Source organism: Nitratidesulfovibrio sp. SRB-5 (assembly GCF_019931275.1).
In the GTDB taxonomy this organism is placed as follows: domain Bacteria; phylum Desulfobacterota; class Desulfovibrionia; order Desulfovibrionales; family Desulfovibrionaceae; genus Cupidesulfovibrio.
Genome location: NZ_JAIOTY010000002.1, coordinates 425,738 through 447,113 on the forward strand (window position 1 = coordinate 425,738; position 21,376 = coordinate 447,113).

20 protein-coding genes are annotated in these 21,376 nt (G+C 66.4%); 1 reads left to right on the top strand and 19 read right to left on the bottom strand.

Features of this window, described 5'->3' with window-relative positions; genetic code table 11:
• Positions 1 to 131: 131 nt before the first annotated feature.
• The 12 genes from K6142_RS09320 to K6142_RS09375 form a co-directional block, all read right to left on the bottom strand.
• The gene (locus K6142_RS09320) at positions 132 to 1,916 is read right to left on the bottom strand and encodes a Na(+)/H(+) antiporter subunit D (RefSeq protein WP_223380818.1); all 1,785 of its coding nucleotides are present in this window, start codon (positions 1,914 to 1,916) and stop codon (positions 132 to 134) included.
• Positions 1,903 to 2,160 (bottom strand): hypothetical protein, encoded by a 258-nt coding sequence (locus K6142_RS09325; RefSeq protein ID WP_007524336.1) that lies wholly within the window; start codon positions 2,158 to 2,160, stop codon positions 1,903 to 1,905. Before K6142_RS09325 ends, K6142_RS09320 begins: the two co-directional genes overlap by 14 nt.
• A gap of 10 nt (positions 2,161 to 2,170) precedes the next feature.
• Positions 2,171 to 3,670 carry a monovalent cation/H+ antiporter subunit D family protein gene (locus K6142_RS09330; protein ID WP_190244586.1) on the bottom strand — a complete coding sequence of 500 codons (1,500 nt, stop codon included), beginning with the start codon at positions 3,668 to 3,670 and terminating at the stop codon, positions 2,171 to 2,173.
• Positions 3,670 to 3,984: an NADH-quinone oxidoreductase subunit NuoK gene (gene nuoK / locus K6142_RS09335; protein WP_012612726.1), complete on the bottom strand. Its 315-nt coding sequence runs from the start codon at positions 3,982 to 3,984 to the stop codon at positions 3,670 to 3,672. Before nuoK ends, K6142_RS09330 begins: the two co-directional genes overlap by 1 nt.
• Positions 3,981 to 4,487, bottom strand: coding sequence for an NADH-quinone oxidoreductase subunit J (locus tag K6142_RS09340; protein ID WP_190244587.1), 507 nt, complete (start codon positions 4,485 to 4,487; stop codon positions 3,981 to 3,983). Before K6142_RS09340 ends, nuoK begins: the two co-directional genes overlap by 4 nt.
• Position 4,488: 1 nt before the next feature.
• The gene (locus K6142_RS09345) at positions 4,489 to 5,112 is read right to left on the bottom strand and encodes a 4Fe-4S binding protein (RefSeq protein WP_190244588.1); all 624 of its coding nucleotides are present in this window, start codon (positions 5,110 to 5,112) and stop codon (positions 4,489 to 4,491) included.
• Between the two features lie 172 nt (positions 5,113 to 5,284).
• Positions 5,285 to 6,259 carry an NADH-quinone oxidoreductase subunit NuoH gene (nuoH, locus tag K6142_RS09350; RefSeq protein WP_012612723.1) on the bottom strand — a complete coding sequence of 325 codons (975 nt, stop codon included), beginning with the start codon at positions 6,257 to 6,259 and terminating at the stop codon, positions 5,285 to 5,287.
• Between the two features lie 6 nt (positions 6,260 to 6,265).
• Complete coding sequence (locus K6142_RS09355) at positions 6,266 to 7,486, bottom strand: NADH-quinone oxidoreductase subunit D (RefSeq protein ID WP_190244589.1); 1,221 nt, start codon at positions 7,484 to 7,486, stop codon at positions 6,266 to 6,268.
• A complete protein-coding gene (locus tag K6142_RS09360) occupies positions 7,479 to 8,084 on the bottom strand; it encodes an NADH-quinone oxidoreductase subunit C (protein ID WP_190244590.1) in 606 nt (201 codons plus the stop codon). The genes K6142_RS09355 and K6142_RS09360 overlap by 8 nt, the downstream gene beginning before the upstream one ends.
• Entirely contained in the window at positions 8,081 to 8,644 is a 564-nt protein-coding gene (locus K6142_RS09365; protein WP_012612720.1) for an NADH-quinone oxidoreductase subunit B, read from the bottom strand. The genes K6142_RS09360 and K6142_RS09365 overlap by 4 nt, the downstream gene beginning before the upstream one ends.
• Positions 8,620 to 9,000: an NADH-quinone oxidoreductase subunit A gene (locus K6142_RS09370; protein WP_012612719.1), complete on the bottom strand. Its 381-nt coding sequence runs from the start codon at positions 8,998 to 9,000 to the stop codon at positions 8,620 to 8,622. The genes K6142_RS09365 and K6142_RS09370 overlap by 25 nt, the downstream gene beginning before the upstream one ends.
• A gap of 1,028 nt (positions 9,001 to 10,028) precedes the next feature.
• Positions 10,029 to 10,919, bottom strand: coding sequence for a sialate O-acetylesterase (locus tag K6142_RS09375; RefSeq protein WP_190244591.1), 891 nt, complete (start codon positions 10,917 to 10,919; stop codon positions 10,029 to 10,031).
• 447 nt (positions 10,920 to 11,366) lie between these two features.
• Between K6142_RS09375 and K6142_RS09380 the strand changes: the two genes are divergently transcribed.
• A complete protein-coding gene (locus K6142_RS09380; protein ID WP_223290319.1) occupies positions 11,367 to 11,783 on the top strand; it encodes a hypothetical protein in 417 nt (138 codons plus the stop codon).
• A 150-nt stretch (positions 11,784 to 11,933) separates the two neighbouring features.
• Here the strand turns inward: K6142_RS09380 and K6142_RS09385 are convergent, their stop codons facing one another.
• The 7 genes from K6142_RS09385 to K6142_RS09415 form a co-directional block, all read right to left on the bottom strand.
• Positions 11,934 to 12,308: a hypothetical protein gene (locus K6142_RS09385; protein ID WP_190244592.1), complete on the bottom strand. Its 375-nt coding sequence runs from the start codon at positions 12,306 to 12,308 to the stop codon at positions 11,934 to 11,936.
• 242 nt (positions 12,309 to 12,550) lie between these two features.
• Positions 12,551 to 14,731 (bottom strand): glutamine synthetase III, encoded by a 2,181-nt coding sequence (locus K6142_RS09390; protein ID WP_190244593.1) that lies wholly within the window; start codon positions 14,729 to 14,731, stop codon positions 12,551 to 12,553.
• A 554-nt stretch (positions 14,732 to 15,285) separates the two neighbouring features.
• Entirely contained in the window at positions 15,286 to 16,350 is a 1,065-nt protein-coding gene (locus K6142_RS09395; RefSeq protein ID WP_190244594.1) for an ABC transporter ATP-binding protein, read from the bottom strand.
• Between the two features lie 10 nt (positions 16,351 to 16,360).
• Positions 16,361 to 18,052 (bottom strand): ABC transporter permease, encoded by a 1,692-nt coding sequence (locus tag K6142_RS09400; RefSeq protein WP_190244595.1) that lies wholly within the window; start codon positions 18,050 to 18,052, stop codon positions 16,361 to 16,363.
• Between the two features lies 1 nt (position 18,053).
• Complete coding sequence (locus tag K6142_RS09405; protein WP_190244596.1) at positions 18,054 to 19,154, bottom strand: ABC transporter ATP-binding protein; 1,101 nt, start codon at positions 19,152 to 19,154, stop codon at positions 18,054 to 18,056.
• Positions 19,155 to 19,323: 169 nt separating this feature from the next.
• Positions 19,324 to 20,325: an ABC transporter substrate-binding protein gene (locus K6142_RS09410; protein WP_012612712.1), complete on the bottom strand. Its 1,002-nt coding sequence runs from the start codon at positions 20,323 to 20,325 to the stop codon at positions 19,324 to 19,326.
• A 374-nt stretch (positions 20,326 to 20,699) separates the two neighbouring features.
• Complete coding sequence (locus K6142_RS09415; RefSeq protein WP_190244597.1) at positions 20,700 to 21,353, bottom strand: CBS and ACT domain-containing protein; 654 nt, start codon at positions 21,351 to 21,353, stop codon at positions 20,700 to 20,702.
• Between the last annotated feature and the right edge of the window lie 23 nt (positions 21,354 to 21,376).

Consider the following 21,376-nt stretch of genomic DNA (forward strand, 5'->3'; position numbering starts at 1 on the left):
TTAGGTTTTTTGTTCGTTGGCAAGGAAAACGAGCCTGACATTAGGGAGTATACTTTTGTTGTATTCGACCGACATGACAGGCGAAGTTTGACGCAGCCAACGGGCAAAAGGACAATTTGGGGGGCAGCCCCCTAGCCGAGGTACCAGACAAGGCCGAACACGCACAGCGCGAAGAAGGCGGCCAGTCCCAGGTAGTCCTGAAGGCTGCCGTTCTGCGTGCGCGCGCCCAGCCCGCCGATGCCCCGCACCGTGCGTGCGCTGCCGTCCACCACGCCGTCGATGGCCCGCCGGTCGAACCACACGGAGCCGAGGGCAATGCCCATCAGCCCGCGCAGGCCGCCCGTGCGGTAGGCCTCGGTCCAGCGGTCATCCAGGAAGGCCAGCGGGCGGCACACGAAGCGCAAGGCCCCGGTGCCCACCGCGCGGTAGGCGATGTCCACGTCCAGGTTCAGGCCCTCGTGCGGGGTGATCACCTTGCGCAGCAGGTAGAAGGCCAGGCCGGAGAAGCCCAGCAGCAGCAGCGACTGCAACACGTGCCACAAGGACCACGGCACGTAGGGGTGTTCCACCTCGAAGGGCAGGTAGGCGTACAGGATGGACGGGGCCACGCCCTGCAGGATGCACAGCACGGCCAGCACGGTCATGCCCGCGTACATGTTCCACGGGATGGGGGCCAGCACACGGTCGTTGTCCGTGGGCTTGCCGCCCCAGAAGGCGAAGTAGGGCAGCTTGATGCCCACCGAGATGAACGTGCCCACCGCCGCGATTTCCAGGCCCAGGGCCACCAGCGTCCGGTGCGCTTCCGCCGCGCCGGTGATGGTCATGGTCTTGGAGATGAACCCGTTGAACACCGGCATGCCCGAGATGGACAGGGCCGCCACCATGTACAGCACCATGACCCACGGCAGCCGCGCGGCCAGGCCGCCCAGCTTGTCCAGCTTGGCCGTGCCCGTCGCGTACAGCAGGCAGCCGGTGCCCATGAACAGCAGGCCCTTGTACAGGATGTGCGCGTAGGCATGGGCCACCGCGCCGTTCAGCGTCATGGCCGTGCCAACGCCGATGCCCGCCACCATGTACCCCACCTGCGAAACGATGTGGTACGACAGGATGCGCCGGGCGTTGTTCTCTATGCACGCGTACAGCACGCCGTACACCGCCATCACCGTGCCCGCCGCCGCCAGTATCTCCCACCCGGCAAAGCCGCGCGCCAGCACGTACACCGCCGTCTTGGTGGTGTAGGCGCACATGAACACGGAACCGGTCACCGTCCCGCGCGGGTAGGCGTCGGGCAGCCATGCGTGCAGCGGCACCACGGCGGCGTTGACGCAGAACCCGGCCAGGATCAGCCATTCGTACAGGGGCGCGTTGGCTGAAGGGGCCATGGCCGTGAATTCCCACGTGCCCAGGGCCTTGTAGCGCAGCAGCAACCCGGCCAGCAGCAAGAGGCCGCCGGCGGTGTGGTAGAGAAAGTAGCGAAAGCCCGCCAGCACCGATTCGCGCGTGCGGTTCAGCAGCACGAGGAAGGTGGAGCCGATGGACATCAGTTCCCAGAACACGAACAGGGTCAGGTAGTCGCCCGCGAACACGCAGCCGAACCCGCCCGACACGTACAGGGCGGCGGCGATGTGCTGGCCCCGGTCCTCCACGTGCATGGCGTACAGCATGCCCGCCACCGACATCACCGCGAACACCTGGGCGAAGACCAGCGACAGCTTGTCCACGCGGCCCAGCAGCAGGGTCTGCCCCAGCCAGTGCAGGGTCAGGTGGTCGCCGGGCGTCATGGTGAACACGGCGAACACGGCCAGCACGGCGGGCGCGGGCAGCAGCCAGTTCCACCATTTGCCCCGCAGGAAGGGCAGCACCGCCGCCAGGGCCAGGAAGCCGATGGCGGGATGCAGGAAGCTAGACGTCTCCATAGTGGTCCTCCCTGCGCACGATGACGGGCTGCACCATGCGCTTCATGATCACCACCATCAGCACGCCCACCACAAGGCCGAACAGCGCCCAGAAGCCGGGGTAGGCATCAAGGCCGAAGTGCGGCTCGTGCGGGCCGACGAACAGGTTCAGCAGCACGAGGGCGGCCAACGCCCCGTACAGCGCCTTCAGCCATGCGCCGCGCAGTTCGCGCTGGCGTTCAAGGAATGCTCCGAGTCCGTTCATGAGCGCGCTCCTAGAAGTGGCCGAACGCCTGGATGAAGTTCAGGAACACCTGCGGATACAGGCCCAGCAGCAACGATATGGCCCCGGTCAGGCACAGCGGCACCACCATGGAGGCGGGGGCTTCGCTGTACTGCTCTATGTTGGCGTCCGGGGCGGGCGGCAGCATGAACGCCCGGTAGAAGATGGGCACGAAGTAGCCCGCGTTGAGCAGGGTGGACAGCAAGAGGGCCACCAGCAGGGCGGTCTGCCCGGCCTGCAGCGAACCGTTGACGATGTACCACTTGGAGACGAAGCCGCACACCGGCGGCATGCCGATCATGGACAGGGACGCCAGGGCAAACGCCCCGAAGGTCCACGGCATGCGGCGGCCAAGGCCGTTCATCTGGCTGATCTTCTTGATGTGCGTGGCCACGTAGATGGCCCCGGCGCCGAAGAACAGGGTGATCTTGGAGAAGGCGTGGTGGGGGATGTGCATCAGCCCGCCCTGCACGGCCGACGGCGTCAGCAGGGCCACCCCGATGATGACGTAGGACAGCTGGCTGACCGTGGAATAGGCCAGCCGGGCCTTGATGTCGTCCTTGGTCAGGGCGATGAGCGAGGCCCCGATGATGGTGAACGCGGCCAGCCACGCCGTGGGAATGCCCAGGCCCAGCGTGTCCATGGCCTGCACCCCGAAGCCGGAAAGGATGATCCGGCTCACGGAGAACACCCCCGCCTTGACCACGGCCACCGCGTGCAGCAGGGCCGAGACCGGCGTGGGGGCCACCATGGCCGAGGGCAGCCAGTTGTGGAACGGGGCCAGGGCCGCCTTGGCCAGACCCGCGATGTACAGCACGTAGGTCACCCGCACCAGGTTGGGGTGCGCGGCGATGACGTCGGGCGGGAACATGCCGTTCAGCACGTCGCCAAGGCGCATGTCCAGCGTGCCGGTAAGCACGTAGGTCAGGATCATGGCGGGCAGCAGGAACAGCTTTGAGGTGCCCATGAGGTACACGAGGTACTTGCGCGCCCCGGCAAAGCCCTCTGCGTCCTGGTGGTGAGCGACGAGCGGGTAGGTGAAGACGGTGATCACCTCGTAGAACAGGTACAGGGTGAACACCGTGGCCGAAAAGGCCACGCCCACCGCGCCGAAGATGGCCACCGCGAAACAGGTGTAGTAGCGCGTCTGGGCGTGTTCGTTCAGCCCGCGCATGTACCCGATGTTGTAGCTGGTGGCGAAGCCCCACAGGAAGGTGGCGATGAGCGCGAAGATCATGCCCAGCCCGTCGGCGCACAGGGTCAGGCTGATGCCGGGCAGGATGGTGGTGACGGTGTAGGTGTAGATGGCCCCGCCGATCACCCCCGGCGCCAGTTGCAGCACCGAAAGGAAGGTGAGCGCGGCGGCGATGAACGACACGGCCTCGCGCCGGTTGGCGTTGCCGCGCGCCAGCATGATGGCGAAGGGCGCAACCAGGGTTATCAGCAGCGGAATGAGCAGGCTTGCGGATTCTACGGTGTTGGGCACGGTCATCACTGCTGCTCCCTCAGGGTTGCCAGGGCATCTGTGCGGGTGGTGCCGAAGCGGCGGAACACCACGACGATGGCGGCCAGGGCCACGGTGGCTTCAGCGGCGGCAAGGCCCATGACCAGCAGCGTGGCCAGTTGTCCGAGGGCGGGGTCCGCCCCGGTAAGCTGGGTGGCGGCCACGATGGACAGCCCCGCGCCGTTGAGCATCAGCTCCACGGCAATGAGCATGCCCACCAGCGTGCGCCGCTTGACCAGCCCCGCCAGGCCCGCGCCCAGCAGCACGAGGGAGGCCAGTTGGTAGAGCACGAGCGGTTTCACTTGTCCCTCCTTTCCCAGACGAGCAGCACGGCCCCTGCCATGGAGATGAGCAGGACCATCGAGATCAGTTCGAAGGGCAGCACGTAGTCTTCCATCAGCCTGCGGCCAAGCTCGGCCAGCGGCACTTCCGCCGGAATCATCTTTGATGCCGTGGGGTGCAGCATCAGGATGGGGGCCAGCAGCGCGCCGGGCAGCATGGCCGCCAGCACGCCCTTGAAGGTGCGCGGGGCCGGGGCGGGGTCCGCCTCGTCGCCTTCCGCGTCGGCCCGGGCCAGCATGAGCGCGAAGAAGATCAGCACGCAGATGGCGCCCACGTAGATGAGAATCTGCATGAAGGCCATGAACGGCGCGTTGAGCAGCAGGTACATGCCCGCCACGCCCAGCAGCGTGGCGACCAGCCCCACAAGGGCCCGCACCAGGCTGGCGCAGCCCACGGCCATGAAACAGCCGACCACGATGACCAGGAAGTAGAAGGCGAAGGCGAGGATTGCCGGTGTTTCCATGTCATGCCTCGCTTGCGGGGGTTGCTGCGGCGGTTTCGGGCGCGGGGGCCGGGGCCTCGGGTGCGGCCTCGGGCGCGACCTTCGCGGCGGGCTTCGGCTCCTGCTTGCGGGCCGCGGCCTTGCGGGCCAGGCGCGCCAACTGGTCGAACACGAAGTCCTCGCGTTTTGTCCCCACCATGTAGATGTCGTGCGAGAAGCCGATGGAATCCACCGGGCAGGCCTCCACGCAGCTGCCGCACAGGCTGCACAGCGAGAAGTCGTAGGTCCAGGTGCCGGGCGCCTTGGGCGGCGCGGGCTTCTTGGGCTTTTCGCCGCGCGCTTCCGCCTCTGCCATGGCCTTCAGTTCCTCTGGCGTGGGCTTGGGCGTGGGGGCGCGGGTGACGGTTATGCAGTTGCTGGGGCAGGCGGACACGCAGAGCATGCAGGCGATGCACTTGGGCTTCGCCGGGTCCTTGTCCAGCCCGATGAGTTCTATGGGCCCGCGGAACGAGGCCGCCGCTTCCGGCGTTACCTCTGCCCGCGGGTAGTGCACGGTGACGCCGGGCTTGCAGAATTCCTTGCCGGTGATGCCAAGGCCCACCACAAGGCTCCACAGGTCGGCGATGGTGCGGAAGATCGATGCCATTATATCCTCCTTAGAGAGCGGGGGGCTCTGCCCCCCGGCCCCCCCGCAAGGGGACCGTGTCCCCTTGACCCCTTCATGCGGGTGTCCACCCTTATGAAAAGTTTGGGGGGATGGGGGTCCGGGGGAAGGAGACCCTTTTCAAAGGGTCCCTTCCCCCGCCGCCTTACCGCCTCTACAGCTTCATGACGAACGCGGTCGCCAGCAGGTTCAGCACGCCAAGGGGCAGCAGCCACCGCCAGTTCAGGTTCAGCAGCTGGTCGAAGCGCACGCGCGGGTACGTCCAGCGGAACCACATCATGGACAGCAGCAGCCCGTACACCTTGGCCAGGAACCACCACGCCCCGTCCAGGAACGGGCCTTTCCACCCGCCCAGGAACAGCACGGTGCACACGCTGCACGCCACGATCATGTTGGCGTACTCGGCCAGGAAGAACATGCCGAAGCCCATGCCCGAATATTCGGTGTGGAAGCCTGCGGTCAGTTCCGATTCGGCCTCGGGCAGGTCGAAGGGGGCGCGGTTGGTCTCGCCCAGGGCGCTGACGAAGAAGATCAGGAACGCCAGCGGCTGCACGGCGATGTTCCACTGCCACGGCATGCCGCCCTGCCCGCCCACGATGGCGGTAAGGCTCAGCGTGCCTTCCTGAAAGGCGATGGCCAGCACGGCCAGCAGCAGGGGGATTTCATAGGCCACGGACTGGGCCACGGCGCGGGCCGCGCCGAGCAGGCCGTACTTGTTGTTGGAACCCCACCCCGCAAGCAGCAGGGCCAGCACGTTGAACCCGGCAAAGGCAAGGATGAGCAGCAGGCCGAGGTTCACGTCCCACCCGGTGAGCAGCGGGCTGAAGGGAATGGGCAGGAACAGCAGCAGCACGGGGAAGAAGGCCAGCACCGGGGCCATCCAGAACAGCAGCGGGTCTGCCCTGTCCGGGCGCACCAGCTGCTTGCCGATCAGCTTCAGGGCGTCGGCCACGGCCTGCAATATGCCTTGCGGCCCTACTTCGTAGGGGCCGGGGCGGCGCTGGATGAAGCCCGCCACCTTGCGTTCGGCGTAGACGAGCAAGAGCCCGTTCAGCCCCACGAAGACGGCCACGCCCACCAGCGCGAGCACCACGTGCAGCACGGAATCGAAGGAGATGGTTGCATTCATGGCGGCCTACCTGTCGATTTCGGGGATGACCATGTCGAGGCTGCCAAGGATGGCAACGGCGTCGGCCAGCAGGGTGCCCCGCGCGCATTCGGCGAACAGGGCCAGGTTGGAGAAGCCCGGCGCGCGCAGCTTGACGCGGTAGGGCGTCTTGCCGCCGTCACTGGCGATCCACACGCCGATCTTGCCGCGCGCCCCTTCCACCGCGAAGTACGATTCCCCGGCGGGCAGCTTGAAGCTGGGCTTGGGGGCCTTGGGGTGCATGTGCTCGCCGTCGGGCAGGTTTTCGATGGCCTGCTCGACGATGCGCAGGCTCTGCTCGATCTCGGCCATGCGCACCATGTACCGGGCCATGGAGCATTCCTCGTGGCGCACGGGAATCTCGTAGTCGAAGCGGTCGTAGACCGAGTACGGTTCCGCCCGGCGCACGTCGTAGGCAATGCCGCTGCCGCGCGCCACCGGGCCGCTGGCCCCGTAGCGGGTGACCATGTCCTGCGGGATGACGCCCACTTCCTCGATGCGGCGGCGCAGGATGATGTTTTCCGTCACCAGCGCGGTGTACATGGGCAGGCGCGAGCGCAGGTGCGGGATGAACTGGCGCACCCCCTGCACGAAGGCGGGGCTGGCGTCGGTGTACACCCCGCCGAAGCGGAACGAACTGTACGTCAGGCGCGATCCGGTCATGAGCTGCAACAGGTCCAGCAGCATTTCGCGGTCGTCGAAGGCGTACATGATGGGGGTGAAGGCCCCCAGGTCCAGCAGGTAGGCGCCCCACCACAAGAGGTGCGACGAGATGCGGTTCAGCTCGCAGGTGATTACCCGCAGGTACTCGGCCCGTTCGGGAATCTCAATGCCCGCCAGCTTTTCCACCGCGCCCACGTAGGCCCAGTTCCAGGCCAGGGCGTGCAGGTAGTCCACCCGGCCCATGTTGGGCATGAACTGGGCGGGGGTTTTCACCTCGGCCATCTTTTCGTGCATGCGGTGCAGGTAGCCCAGCACCGGTTCCGCCCGGACGATGTATTCGCCGTCCAGTTCCAGAAGCACGCGCAGCACGCCGTGGGTGGACGGGTGCTGCGGACCCATGTTCAGGATGAGCGATTCCGGGCGGGCGCCCTGCTCGAAGCGGCAGGTGTAGCCGTCGCCCGCGATCTGGTCGTCGGCACAGCCTCCGTCCGCAGAGGCGGCGGGACAGGCGGTGCCGTGCGACCGAAGGGTCTCGGTGCTATGCATTGTCGGCGCCCTCCTCGGTTGCGGCGGGTTTGGCCTTGGCCGGTTTGGCGGGCTTTGCGTCCTCTGCCGGTTCCAGCAGGGTGAACCCTTCGGCCTTGCGCAGCACGGTGTCCTCGCGCCCCGGCACGGCCAGCAGGGCGGCCAGCGGCGCACGGGCGGCGGCGTCCTTCAGCAGGGGGTGGCCCTGCATGCCTTCGGGCAGCAGCAGCGGCGCGGGGTTGGGATTGCCGGTGAAGGCGATGCCGTAGAAGTCGGCGGTTTCGCGTTCGTGCCATTCCGCGCCCTGATGGATGTCGGCGATGGAGGGCAGCACCGGGGCGGCGCGGTCCATCAGCACCCGGATGGCCAGGCGGCCCGGGGCGGTCATGCGGTCGAAGTGGTACACGGCCACCAGCCCTTCGCGCACGTCCAGGCCGCAGATGTCCTCCAGGTGCCAGCCTGCTTCCAGCAGCAGGGCGGCGGCGCGGGGCAGCACGTCGGCGGAGAGGAAGGCGGACCAGCGCAGGCCGGTGCGGGCCGGGTTTTCATCGGCCATGTAGGCGGGGTCCAGGGGGGCCAGCAGCACGTCGGGGGTGACGGCAGGCGTTTCGGGCGTCATGCGCCACCCCCCATGGAGCCGGAGATTTCGGCGGGCACGGGCCACCAGCGGCGTCCCGTGATCTTGTGCTGGATCTGGAACAGCCCTTCCAGCAGAGCCTCTGGCCGGGGCGGGCAGCCGGGCACGTACACGTCCACGGGCACCAGGTTGTCCACGCCCTCGACGATGGCGTACTGCCCCTCGAAGTTGAACGGCCCGCCCGAGATGGCGCAGTTGCCCAGCGCCATGACGTAGCGCGGCGCGGGCATCTGTTCGTACAGGCGCACCAGCGCCGGGGCCATCTTGCGGGTGACGGTGCCCGCCACGATCATCAGGTCGGACTGGCGCGGCGAGGGGCGAAACACTTCCGCCCCGAAGCGCGAGATGTCGAACCGGGCCATGCCCACCGCCATCATTTCGATGGCGCAGCAGGCCAGGCCGAAGGTCATGGGCCACAGCGACATGGCCCGGCACACGTCCAGGATCTTCTGCACCGGCGCCACGTTGACGATGGGTGCATCAACCCCGCCCGTGGCCGGAGCGATGACCGGGGGCCTTACAGGGCAATCTTGCGCGGCCATGTGAACACCCCCTTGGCGCGGAAATAGACCAGGGCAAGCACGAGGAAGAACAGGAAGACGCAGATTTCGATGAAGGCGGTCCAGCCCACGGTGGTGTGGTAGTGGGCGGCGGCGGGGAACAGGTACAGCACGTCCACGTCGAAGGCGATGAACAGCAGGGCGTAGACGTAGTAGTTGATGCCGAAGCGGGTCCAGGCGTTGCCGTGGGGGCGCATGCCACATTCGTAGGACATGCCCAGGTCGCCGCCGCGCGCCCGTGGAGCCACGAGCATGGCGAGGATGAGCGGGCCGCCCGCGAACGCGAGCCCCGCAATGAGGAAGAGAATGATAGCAAGATGCAGGATGTCGAAAACCATCGGTCACCTCCGGAAACCAGTGAAACCGCAGCGCGGCTGCGGCATTGGATTGCCCGTTGCGTGCGCATGCCATGTCAGGAGCGCCTGACATGCGGTGCGCGCCGGCGGCGACCGTGTCCGCCGGGTTGGCGTTTGCCCGTCGATGGTGGGCGAAACGCGGAGGAAGTGGTGTTGTGGTGAGCTACCTCACGGTGTTACGTTTGTCAAATTAGTGTTACCGACTGAATCCTGATGCCATGGCCGGTAGTTGCACCGTGTCGTGTTCGCAGCCCCTGCGGAAGGAACCCCGGCGTCGGCGGTCTGCGGCGGTGCGGAGCCTTCCGCTGCCTGCATGCCCGATTCCGCCGCCAGTGAACGTGACCGGCATCACGGACCATGTCCCGTGCCCGCAGCCCCTCGCGAGAGTCTGACGGGAGCCTGACGGGAGCCGACGCGAAAAGGCCCGCCCGGCGAGGGGCGTGGGCAGGTTCGCGTACCGAACAGACTAATGGTCTATCATCCGTATATCACCCAATGTCAGTAACTGCTACCATGTTTGGAAATTCACGTGGAAATATTTGCGCTTCGCCGGGGGGCGGTGCGGCGCGGCGGGCAAAACCGGGGCAAGTGGCGAAAAACGGGGGCATGCAGGGGATGGGGATGAAACTGTCTGGGCAGCCAACCGCATTGGTTGAACGGCGAAAGAACTTTTTTCGGAACATTCCGCCAATACTGACTTTTTGAATCCGGATGCGTGAGGGGGGCGTTCGCTGGCCAGGGCGGATGCCCGGCTGGCGGGAAAGGGCAGGGCGCAGGAAGGAGGGGGCGGAAGAGGCGGCGGGGCGTCAGGCGACCTCGGGACATGCCGGGTGCTGTTCGGAGAAGCCGAGGGATATCACGAGGTACCGGGGGGCCGGGGCGAAGGGCGCAACGGACGGGCCTGCCGCCGGTCACGGCAGGCGGGCGCAATGGCGGGGCACGGTCTGGCAGGGCCGCGCGGCGGGAAAGGGCGCGGCCACGAAGGGGAGTGCAGGGGGCGCGACGGCAGGCTATTCGGCGGTCTGTTCGGCGTCGAGCATGGCGTCCATCCACAGTCCGGCCACGATGTCGCCGCCCTCGTCGGTGAAGTGGCATCCGTCGCGGCGGAAGGGCAGGCCCACCTCGTCGGTATCCGGCCCCAGGGTCACGTTGGGCACCTGGCGGGCCAGTTCCTGCTGGGCCTGGCGTACCGATTCGCTGCCGAAGCGGCGGCACAGCGAGGTCTGCGAAACCAGCACCGGGTTGTCGATGCCGAAGGTGCGCAGCGTGCCCACCAGATCGAGGAAATCGTACTTGTACAGCAGGCGCGGCAGGGAATTGAGCGCGTCCGATTCACCGTGGAACCAGAACACGTAGTCCGGCCTGATGGGCAACTGCTGGATGGCGCGCAACCGATCCTCCAGCTTGGGCCGCACCGGGCCGCCGGGCAGCCAGTAGGACAGCGGCGAGCCGCCCTCCGCGATGACCGAAAGCACCACGTACCGCCAGCGCCCGGTGGCCAGCGCCAGTCGGGCGAAGCGCGACCACACCGACCCCCGTTCGCCCGTGCCGCCCAGCATGGGGTCTTCGGCGGGGTACAGGGTGCCGTCGTACTCGATGAACACGTTTTCCAGGTCGTCGGAGGGCAGGGGGGTATCCACCTCGTTGGCGGCGTTGGACTGCCCCATGACCAGCACGTACAGGGTGTTGCCGTCGGCCAGTCGCTCCAGGGGCACGGCCTCGCGGGCGGAGACATCGGTGACCAGGTCGGAATCGTCGAACAGGCGGTAGTCGTACAGCCGGGCCTTGGTGTAGCGGGCCAGGCCCACCAGGCCATGGCGCAGGGGCGGGTGGGCCAGCAGCATCGCGGCCAGCAGGACTGGCAGGGCATGGAGGAGGTACAGGCGGGAGCGGCGCGACATGGATGCTGTCTTGGCTGGTGTGCCGGAGTTGCGGGGGACGTTGCCGGGTTGCGGAAGCCTTGCCGGGTTGCGTGAAGCTTTGCCGGGTTGCGGAAGCTTTGCCGGTTTGCAGCGGTGGGTGCAGGGTTGCACAGGGGGTTTGCTGGACGCCTTCTAGAACCACCGGGGGCGGATGGCAAGGGGCAAATGGTAACGGTGTGTAACAGCCCCGGCGGGCCGTCCGGGGGGCGGAAACGACTGGTCCGGACAGGGGCGCACCCGGCGCAAGTGGTGCCGGAAGCCCCTGATTTGCCATGCCAGCGGCAGGGGTGTACCGTGCCGGACGATTTTCTCCAAAGACCGTGCCGACCCGAAGGGGCAAGGAACCCGCGCGGCCCGGAGCCCACCCCCGCAACATGTCCGTCAACAGGGGGACGGCTTGCCCGCGAAGCTGTTCACGGTGCCTTCATGTCTCATGTGCCTTGTGTCGGCTGCGGCTGGTGCTGCCTGTCCGACCAGTGCCTGGTCTCACACCATCTGCACGGCTATCTGCCGCGTTGCCCGGAACTGCTCTGGGATGCAGCGCTGGGCCGGTACCTGTGCCTGCTGATGGCGCCGCGGGCGCAGCATTGCACGGCACCCGGCCAGTCGCCGGACACGTCTGGACCGGACATGCCCGGACCGAACACGTCTGATCCGTACACGTCTGGACCGGACACGTCCCATCCCGACGTGCCTGAGGCAGCCCAGTCTGGCTCAACCCCGTCTGGCCCAGCCCCGTTTGGCCCAGCCGCGCCCGGTCCGGATCTGACCGAACTGCGCCAGGGCCTTGGCTGCTGCGCGCCGCTGTGCTCGTGGCGGCGCGCCGTGCGCGATCGGGGATAGCTGCCGGGTGCAACCGCAGGCCGTCATGCGGGGCAGCCGGGCAATCAGCTTGGGCAAGAGGGCATTGCTCCTGCCGTTCTGCCAGTCAGCCTGCCCGCCGCCTGCCAGCCCGGCGCCCAGCCAGTCAGGCGCCCAGCCAGTCAGGCGCCCCTACGCTTCCCAGACGTCCAGTCTGTCCTCGGGTATGGCGTGCTCGGACAGGAAGGCCCAGGCCACGTCCTCTTCGCCTTCGGGCACGATGAGCACCAGGTGCCCCTTGATGGCTTCCGCGTGGCGGGCGAAGGTCAGCAGCCGTTCCGCCAGTTCCTGCGTGGCGAATGCCTCGCGCGGGCATATCTCGAAAATGCAGGCCACGCCCTTGGCGTTGGTGGCGGTCAGGTCGGGCATGTGCCCTTCCACCGGGGCGGGTTCCGGCATGTCCTCGTAGCCGCTTACCAGCAGGCCGGTGAAGCCGCTTTCCTCCAGCGCCTCGTAGGCTGCCTCGAACAGGTAGTCGTAGCCGTCGTCTTCTTCGTGGTTGGCCATGGAAACCTCTTTTGCGCCTGGCGGCGGAAATGTGCGCGGCATCCGGCCCCTGGCACGGGGCCTGCCGCATGGTGCCTCATGCCCTAGACGGGGGCGGGCCCGGCGTCAAGCGCAAGGCGCGCGGGCCATCGGCCCGTTGCTTCGTGCGCGTCCCGGTTTGCCCCGGTGCGGCGGGTACGCAAAGGGCCGCCCCGAAGGGCGGCCCGTGTCATTGCATGTCTGCCGTCCGGCAGGGCATGGCCCTACTTGATGAACAGCATTTCCTGGTAGCTGGGCAGGGCCCACAGGTCGTCGGCCACCACGGCTTCCAGCGCGTCGGCGTATTCGCGCACCTTCAGCATGGCGGGCAGGATCACGTCGCACATGTGCTTGGCTTCGGCGTGGGTGCTGGCTGCCTCGTGCTCCAGCTTCTTCTCCAGTTCGCCCACGGCGGCCTGCATGGCGCGCAGCTTGGCGGTCACGTCTTCAAGGGTGACCACCTTGTAGTCGTGCCCGGCGGCCTTCAGGTTGGCGCAGGTGGCGGCCAGTTCGCCCTGGTAGCGCATGGCGGCGGGGAAGATGATGGTGCGGGCCATGCGGATGACCAGGTTGGCTTCGGTCTTCACGGTCTTGCAGTACTGTTCGAGGTAGATTTCCTCGCGCGACTTCACTTCCGCTTCGCTGAACACGCCGTAGGAGGTGAACAGCTTCACCACTTCGGGGGTGCTCAGCACCGGCAGGGCGTCGGGCGTGGTCTTCAGGTTGGGCAGGCCGCGCTTTTCCGCTTCCTTGTGCCATTCCTCGGAGTAGCCGTCGCCGTTGAAGATGACCTTGTCGTGCTCCTTCATGATCTTCTGGAGCAGCTTCTGCACGGCCTCGTTGAGCTTCGCGGGATCGCCCTTGGTGGCCTTTTCCAGTTCGGTGGCGATGTAGTCCAGCGATTCGGCCATCATGGTGTTCAGGGCCACCTGGGGACCGGCGATGGACATGGACGAACCCACGGCGCGGAATTCGAAGCGGTTGCCGGTGAAGGCGAAGGGGCTGGTGCGGTTGCGGTCGCCCGGATCCATGGGCAGCGGCGGCAGCACGTCCACGCCGATGTTCATGACGCAGGCCTTCTTGCAGCCGTTGACCTTGCCGGTCTTGATCTGCTCGAACACGTCGGTCAGCTGTTCGCCGAGGTACACGGACATGATGGCCGGCGGGGCTTCGTTGGCGCCCAGCCGGTGGTCGTTGGACGCGGAGGCCACGGTGGCGCGCAGCAGGGCGCCGTACTTGTGCACGGCGCGGATGGCGGCGGCGCAGAACACCAGGAACTGGGCGTTTTCATGCGGGCTTTCGCCGGGATCGAACAGGCTGCCGAGGTCGGCGTTGCCGATGGAGTAGTTGAGGTGCTTGCCCGAACCGTTGATGCCCGCGAAGGGCTTTTCGTGCAGCAGGCAGACCATGCCGTAGCGCTTGGCCACGCTGCGCAGCACGGTCATGATCAGCTGGTTGTGGTCGGTGGCCAGGTTGCTGGTCTCGAAGATGGGGGCGATTTCGTACTGGCTGGGGGCCACTTCGTTGTGGCGGGTCTTCACCGGCACGCCGAGCTTGAACAGCTCGCGCTCCACTTCCATCATGAAGGACAGCACGCGGCGGGGAATGACGCCGAAGTACTGGTCTTCGAATTCCTGGCCCTTGGCGGGCTTGGCGCCGAACAGGCTGCGGCCGCAGATGTGCAGGTCGGGCCGGGCAAAGGCGAAGTTGCGGTCGATGAGGAAGTATTCCTGCTCGGGACCGGCATACGAGACCAGGGGCAGCTTGCTTTCGGTGCCGAACAGCTTCAGCACGCGCTGGGCCTGCTTGTTCAGGGCCTGGTTGGCGCGCAGCAGCGGAGTCTTCTTGTCCAGGGCCTCGCCGGTCCACGAAACGAACGCGGTGGGGATGCACAGGAAGGTGCCGTTGGGATTTTCAAGGAGGTAGGCAGGGCTGGTCACGTCCCACGCGGTGTAGCCGCGCGCTTCGAAGGTGGCGCGCAGGCCCCCCGAGGGGAAGCTGGAGGCGTCCGGTTCGCCCTGGATCAGCAGCTTGCCGCTGAATTCGGACAGGGCGCCGCCCTTGCCGTCGGGCACCAGGAAGGCGTCGTGCTTTTCAGCGGTCAGGCCGGTGAGCGGGTAGAAGACATGGGTGAAATGGGTGGCGCCCTTCTCGATGGCCCAGTCCTTCATGGCGTTGGCGACCACGTCGGCGATGGAGGGGTCGAGCTTTTCGCCGAGTTCGATGGTCTTCTTCAGCGACTTGTACACGGTCTTGGGCAGGCGGTCCTTCATGACCTTGTCGTTGAAGACATTGCAGCCGAACAGCTCGGTGGGCTTGGTTTCGGCGAAGTTCATGGGGGCCGCGCTCGGCTTGTAATTGGTGATGGCCGAGATCGCGTTTAGACGTGCCTGGATTCCGCTCATGGACGTTCTCCTGAAGGGGGGTTGCGGTAATCGCGATGCTTACAAATTTGTTTCATGTGTCCGACGCGACCTGCTCGCGCCAGTGTCCCTGTTCACGTGGTCGCCCTGCCGGGTTGCGGCGGCGTGCCGGTGCCGCCGCGTGCCACGTGGCGGATGTCGGCGCGGTGCGACGCTAAAAACAAAAGCAAGAAGCGGTCCACTAAAAAAAAGGCCGGTGTTCCGTGCGGTTGGCAATTCGGCCTGTGCACGGGGCCGGTGAAAAACCATCAAATTTTACAAATTCGTTCAAAACATAGGGTGCTGTGCCCCCATGATTTTTGCAAACTTGTAACAGCAGCAGCTTTTGGAGGCAAGCGGGAAAGGTGGGAGGCGAGGCGGCAGGGCAGTGAAAACGTGCGGGCGCGTTGCGCGGGGCAATCCCTTTCCTTTGGTCCAGCCGTAGGCTGGCCCGCGTCCCGCCCGTTCATATATGTGGATGCGGTGGGCAACGCAAAAGGGCCGGGATCGTCTCCCGGCCCCCTCATCTGTATGATGCACGGCGGATGCGGCTGCCGTCACGCGGCGGGGTCGTACCAATGGGGCCGCAGGAACACGAGGCCGCAGGCGTCGCCCTCGGCTGGGCCGGGGGCCCGGCGTCCCTTCTGCACGCGCACTTCCTGGCCGCCCACGTCGATGCGGTAGTCCACGATCTCGCCAAGGTAGGCCCGACGGCGCACCACGCCGCGCAGTCCGCCCTCGGCCGTGAAGTCGATCTCCGAGGGGCGGCTGGCCAGGGCCGCGCGCCCGGCGGACACCAGGCGGGCCGAGGGAGGCGTTGCCGGGGTGACCCGGGCGTCCCCCCCGTTCACGCGCACCAGCCCTTCCGGGGTCAGGTTGACGTCCAGGAAGTTGGACAGTCCGATGAACCCGAAGACGAAGCTGTTGGCCGGGTTGGTGTACACGTCGAGCGGGGTGCCCACCTGCTGGACCACGCCGTTCTTCATGACCATGATCCTGTCGGACAGGGCCATGGCCTCGGACTGATCGTGGGTCACGTACAGGATGGAGAAGCCGAAGGTGCGTTGCAGGTCCTTGATCTCGAAGCGCATTTCCTCACGCAGATGCGGGTCGAGGCTGGACAGGGGCTCATCCAGCAGCATCACGTCGGGGTTGATGGCCAGGGCACGTGCCAGGGCCACGCGCTGCTTGCCCCCGCCGGAAAGGTCGTCGGGGCTTTTCTGCGCCACGTCGGCCAGGCTGGTGTGGTGCAGGGCCTCGCGCGTGCGGCGGTCTATCTCGGCAGCGCTCAGCCGGCGGATGCGCAACGGAAAGGCCACGTTCTCGTACACCGACAGGTGCGGCCAGACGGCAAAGGCCTGGAAGACCATGCCGAAGTCGCGCTTTTCCGGGGGCAGGTAGTAGTTGTTGCGGCGGGCGGACAGCAGGCGGTCGCCCACGTGGATTTCCCCATCGTCCAGGTCCTCGAAGCCGGCCACCATCCGCAGGGTGGTGGTCTTGCCGCAGCCCGAGGGACCGAGCATGGAGAAGCATTCCCCCCGGCCGATTTCCAGGTTCAGCGAATCCACGGCGGTGACGCCGCCGAAGCGTTTGGTCACGTTGACGAGACGTACGTACGACATGTTCCCGCTCCTATCGCCCGTTGCCGCCGGTGAAGCGCTTGATGAGGGTCTGCCCGGTGACGATGATGATCAGGGCGATGCCCGCCAGCGCGGCGGAATACACCGTCTCGCCGTCCTCGTTCAGGGTGTAGATGGCCACCCCGATGGTGCGGGTGGTGGGCCCGTACAGCAGCACCGAAACGGTCAGTTCACGCAGGGCGGGCAGGAAGATCAGGAAGAACGCGGCCAGCATGCCCGGCCGCACCAGCGGCAGCACGATGTCGCGCAGGGCCTGCCACATGGTGGCGCCGCAGGCGCGCGCCGCTTCCACCAGCGAATCGTGCACCTGTTCCAGGGCCGCGGAGTTGGCCTTCAGCGAAAAGGCCATGTACCGCGCGATGTAGGCCACCAGGATGATCCACACCGTATTGTAGATGTTGATGCCGAACTTGCCGCTCCACGCCAGGATCACCCCCAGCGCGATGACCGAGCCGGGCACCGAGAAGGGCAGCATGCCCAGGAACTCCAGAAAGCCCTTGCCCCGCACCTTCATCTTGACGATGACGTACGAGATCATCACCCCCGCGAACATGGTGATCAGCGCGGCTGCAAGGCCCAGCGACACGCTGTTCCAGATGGCGTCGCGGGTGAGCTGCCAGTCGAACAGGATGAACTTGTAGTTGTCCAGGGTCAGGTTTTCCATGGTCAGCGGCAGACCGTAGGTCTTCAACCCGCCCACCAGGAAGATGGTGGCCGTGGGCAGCACGATGGTGAAGGCGATGTAAGCGATGCACAGCACCAGCAGGGGAATGCGGAACCCGCGCAGCTTCAGTTCCATGGGGCGGAAGCTCTTGCCCGCGATGATCTGGAAGCGGCCGCGCTCCAGCACCTTGTTCTGCAGCCAGATGATGGCCGCCGCCGTGACCACCAGCACCGAAGCAAGCACGGTGCCGGTGCGGATGGACTGGAAGCTGCCCGCGCTCTGGTGGATTTTCTCGTAGATCAGCGTGGGAATGTTGAAGATGCCGATCTCTATGCCCAGCACGGCCACGGTGCCGAAATGGGCCATGGAGTACAGCATGATCAGCAACGCCCCGGAAACGATGCTGGGCATCACCAGCGGGATGGTGATCTTGCGGGTGATGGTGAACAGGCTGGCGCCGGAGATGCGCGCCGCCTCCTCCAGCGTGGGGTCCATGCGTTCCAGCGCGCCGCACACCTGGATGAACACGAACGGGAACAGGTACATGGTCTCCACGGCCATGATGCCGTGGTAGGTGTAGATGTCGAACACCGGGCCGGAAAAGCCGAAGGTGTCCATGAACAGCCGGTTGATGTACCCCGCGCGGGGCGAGAGCAGCATCTTCCACGCCAGCGCCCCGATGAACGAGGGCAGCATGAACGGCACCAGGAACAACACCTTCATGGCGGCCTTGAAGGGCAGGTCGGTGCGGGTGACCAGCCAGGCGAAGAAGGTGCCGATGGTGGTGCTCATCACCGTGACGCCAGAGGCGATGAACAGCGAGTTCAGCAGCGCCTCGTAGGTGTCGGGCTGGCGCAGGATCTTCATCACGTCCGTGAAGTTGGGCGAACCATCCACCCAGAACGCGTTGAAGAAGATGAGCAGCACCGGCACCGCCACCACGATGACCAGCACGGCGATGGAGATGGCCAGGATCACCTCGGCCACGCCGAAGGAACGGGATTTCGCGAGCGCGGCCATGCTATTCGCCCCCCTGTGGCGCCTGCGCGGCCACCGTGGCCGCGTCGAACCAGTGCAGGTCGTGAAAGCCCACCACGCAGGGTTCGCCCTCGGCGAACATCAGCCCGCGCGCAAGGGCCTCGTGGGTGTCCAGCTGGGTGCGGAACGAGGCGCCGTCCACCTCTATGAGGTAGTCGGTCATGGCACCCAGAAAGCTGGCCCGGCGCACCGTGCCGCGCAGTCCGTCGCCCTGGCGGGCAAGGCGCACGTCCGACGGGCGGAAGCCCGCCATCCAGTGTTCGGCATCACCGTCGGGCGGCCCCCACGGAACGGGCTGTTCGCCCCCGGCCGCCAGCATGGCCATGCCACGCCGCCGGGCGGGCAGGAAGTTGGCAACCCCCATGAACCGGAACACGAATTCGTCGGCGGGCCGTTCGAATATTTCCCACGGGGTGCCCACCTGCCGGATGGCCCCGGCGTGGTCCATGATGGCCAACCGGTCGGAAATGGCCAGGGCGATTTCCTGGTCGTGGGTCACGTACAGGATGGTGATGCCCAGCGTGCGTTGCAGTTCCTTGATTTCAAAGCGCATTTCCTCGCGCAGATTGGCGTCGAGGTTGCACAGCGGCTCGTCCAGCAGCATCAGCGAGGGGCGGCCCACCAGGGCGCGGGCCAGGGCCACGCGCTGCTGTTGGCCGCCGGAAAGCTGCGAGGGCATGCGGTTTTCCAGGCCGGTCAGGTTGACCATCTCCACCGTTTCCAGCACCCGGCGGGTGCGTTCGGCGGCGGGCAGGCCAGCCAGCTTCAGCGGGTAGCCGATATTGTCGGCCACGCTCATGTGCGGCCACACCGCATAGTCCTGGAACACCACGCCAAGGTCGCGCGCATCCGGCGGCACGCAGTCGCCGGTGACCGCGTCGGACACCGGTTCGCCGCCGATGGATATGGTGCCGGCGTCGGGCGTTTCAAAGCCGGCGATGAGGCGCAGCAGCACCGTCTTGCCGCAGCCCGAAGGGCCGAGCAGGGTGAAGCATTCGCCGTGGTTCACGGTAAGCGAAAGGCCGTCCAGCACGGCATGCGCGCCGTAGGCCTTGCCGATGCCTGCAAGGGTTATGTCTGCCATGGATTGTCCTGTGCGCGCCCCGTTCGGCGGCGTGCGCGTCGGCCGCGAAGGGGCCGGATATGAAGGGGGCCGGGGGAACACCCCGGCCCCGCGTATTCCGTACGTTGTCCGCCCCGGACGGCATGCGGCCCGCGCGGGGGCCGGGCATCCGCCGCTGGCAGGGCGGGTGCTACTTGCTCTGCATGATGTCGGTGAAGGTCTTCACCCGGTCTTCCTTCTCGGCGATCATCTGGGGGTAGTCCACCTTGATGGCGCGCTTCACGGCGTCGGCGGGGGTGGGCAGCTTGAAGCGGGCGGGCACCTCGACGTCGGCGCGCACGGGCAGCGTGCCTTCGCCGGCGATGATGGCCTGGCCTTCCCTGGACAGCAGGAAGTCCACGAACTTGCGGGCGGCCTCGACGTTGGGCGAGCCCTTGATGATGGCCACCGGGCTGGGGATGACCAGCATTTCCTGCGGGTAGACCAGGGCGATGGTGGCGCCCTTCTCGATCTTGTCGTTGGTGATGTAGTCCACCGCCAGGCTGGCCACCAGGTCGCCCGAGGAGGTGTCGTCCACCACCTGGCCGGACCCCTTGCCCATCTTGGCGCCGTTGGCGCGGAGCTTCTTGAAGAACTCCCAGCCGAAGGCCTTTTCCAGCATGGCCACGCTCATGTACGAGGTGCCGGAAAGGGCCGGGTTGGCGATGCCGAAGGCGCCCTTGTATTCGGGCTTCATCAGGTCCTGCCAGGAGGTCGGGGCCTGCTTCACGTACCGGGTGTTGTAGGCGATGCCCAGCGTGCCCAGGCGCGCCGGGGTGAACGAACCGTCATAGTCGGCGATGGGGTTCAGGATGTTCTTCACCTCGGGCGACACGTAGGGGTCCAGCAGGCCCTGCGCCTTCATCTGGTAGAAGTCGGGAACCTCGCTGGTCCACAGCACGTCGGCCAGGATCTTGCCCGATTCGCGCTCTGCCGCGATCTTGGCCATGATCTTGCCCGCGCCCGAGGACTGGTAGTCCATGTCGATGTCCGGATGCTGCTTGACGAACGCGTCTTTCAACGTGCCGATGAGCGATTCCTTCATCGAGGTGTACACGATGAATTTCTGTTTCGCGAAGGCCTGGCCGGTTGCGCCGAACAGCATGGCGACACCCAGCAGGGCGACAAGCAGGGCGGTGGTGCGTCTGGACATGCGGACTCTCCTTTGGTTGCCGGTATGAGGGGCCGTCGCGGCGGCCATGGGTGCGTGGAATGGAGTGTGCCGGCCCGCGCGGGGCCATGTTGCGGCGGTGCGGCAGTGGCTTCTCCTTCAAGGGGTTGCTAGCATTTCGTCACGGCGTTGTCACCGTATCGTAACAATGTGATTCCCGTATTCACAAGAATGTGATGGCGAAAGGCGTGGTCATCACGCCGCCGGATGCGCGCGCTTGCGGGACAGGTAGTGGTCGCATGCGGGGCATGCCCTCGTGCACCACGCACGGCAGACACATGCGATGCACAAACAAGAGGGCCGGACCGCACAGCGCGGCCCGGCCCCGGGTCATTTTCCGGAGGGCGCGTGCACGGCTACAACGCGTGCACCAGATGGAAGGGGCTCTTCCCCATGTCTTCCAGCAGTCCGTCCCAGTCGCCCTCGCCACGGGTGCGCAGCACCACGTAGCGGGTGCCGGGGGCGGACTTTTCATTGGTGGACATGATGCTTTGCAGGCGGAAGCCGCGCGCCCGCACCAGGTCGCCCGCCTCCTTGATGGAACCGGGCCGGTCGGGCAGCACCAGGGCCAGCCGGTGGCCGCCGCCGCGCACGCCGGTAATGTCCACCATGACCCGGAACAGGTCGTTGTCGGAGATGATGCCCACCAGCCGCTGGCCGCCGGGGGCGGCTTCCGTCACAGGCAGGCAGCCGAAGTCGCGGTCGTGCATGATCATGGCCGCGTCCTCGATGGGCGTTTCCGCCGGTATGGAGACCACCGGCCGGGTCATGGCCTGGCTGACCTTGGTCTTGGCCAGCAGGTAGTTGATTTCGTAGATGTCCAGCGACGTGCCCTTGGAGGGGAGGTAGGCCTTGATGTCGCGGTCGGACAGCATGCCCACCAGCAGTTCGTTTTCGACCACCGGCAGGTGCTTCACGTTGCGCTCGCGCATCATGCCCGCCGCGTACGAAATGGAATCGTCGGGCGTCACCGTGTAGACGTGGGTGGTCATCCAGTCCTTGACCAGCATGGAAACCTCCGTTGGAAAATGGC

Bases quoted from the DNA above. Each gene is read 5' to 3' on its own strand.
- K6142_RS09385 (WP_190244592.1), bottom strand. From the start codon at position 12,308: ATGGCCAACCACGAAGAAGACGACGGCTACGACTACCTGTTCGAGGCA.
- K6142_RS09365 (WP_012612720.1), bottom strand. From the start codon at position 8,644: ATGGCCGCGCAAGATTGCCCTGTAAGGCCCCCGGTCATCGCTCCGGCC.
- K6142_RS09320 (WP_223380818.1), bottom strand. From the start codon at position 1,916: ATGGAGACGTCTAGCTTCCTGCATCCCGCCATCGGCTTCCTGGCCCTG.
- K6142_RS09405 (WP_190244596.1), bottom strand. From the start codon at position 19,154: ATGGCAGACATAACCCTTGCAGGCATCGGCAAGGCCTACGGCGCGCAT.
- K6142_RS09345 (WP_190244588.1), bottom strand. From the start codon at position 5,112: ATGGCATCGATCTTCCGCACCATCGCCGACCTGTGGAGCCTTGTGGTG.
- K6142_RS09415 (WP_190244597.1), bottom strand. From the start codon at position 21,353: ATGCTGGTCAAGGACTGGATGACCACCCACGTCTACACGGTGACGCCC.
- K6142_RS09370 (WP_012612719.1), bottom strand. From the start codon at position 9,000: ATGGTTTTCGACATCCTGCATCTTGCTATCATTCTCTTCCTCATTGCG.
- K6142_RS09410 (WP_012612712.1), bottom strand. From the start codon at position 20,325: ATGTCCAGACGCACCACCGCCCTGCTTGTCGCCCTGCTGGGTGTCGCC.
- K6142_RS09325 (WP_007524336.1), bottom strand. From the start codon at position 2,160: ATGAACGGACTCGGAGCATTCCTTGAACGCCAGCGCGAACTGCGCGGC.
- K6142_RS09340 (WP_190244587.1), bottom strand. From the start codon at position 4,487: ATGGAAACACCGGCAATCCTCGCCTTCGCCTTCTACTTCCTGGTCATC.
- nuoH (WP_012612723.1), bottom strand. From the start codon at position 6,259: ATGAATGCAACCATCTCCTTCGATTCCGTGCTGCACGTGGTGCTCGCG.
- K6142_RS09380 (WP_223290319.1), top strand. From the start codon at position 11,367: ATGTCTCATGTGCCTTGTGTCGGCTGCGGCTGGTGCTGCCTGTCCGAC.
- K6142_RS09330 (WP_190244586.1), bottom strand. From the start codon at position 3,670: ATGACCGTGCCCAACACCGTAGAATCCGCAAGCCTGCTCATTCCGCTG.
- K6142_RS09375 (WP_190244591.1), bottom strand. From the start codon at position 10,919: ATGTCGCGCCGCTCCCGCCTGTACCTCCTCCATGCCCTGCCAGTCCTG.
- K6142_RS09360 (WP_190244590.1), bottom strand. From the start codon at position 8,084: ATGACGCCCGAAACGCCTGCCGTCACCCCCGACGTGCTGCTGGCCCCC.
- K6142_RS09400 (WP_190244595.1), bottom strand. From the start codon at position 18,052: ATGGCCGCGCTCGCGAAATCCCGTTCCTTCGGCGTGGCCGAGGTGATC.
- K6142_RS09355 (WP_190244589.1), bottom strand. From the start codon at position 7,486: ATGCATAGCACCGAGACCCTTCGGTCGCACGGCACCGCCTGTCCCGCC.
- K6142_RS09395 (WP_190244594.1), bottom strand. From the start codon at position 16,350: ATGTCGTACGTACGTCTCGTCAACGTGACCAAACGCTTCGGCGGCGTC.
- K6142_RS09390 (WP_190244593.1), bottom strand. From the start codon at position 14,731: ATGAGCGGAATCCAGGCACGTCTAAACGCGATCTCGGCCATCACCAAT.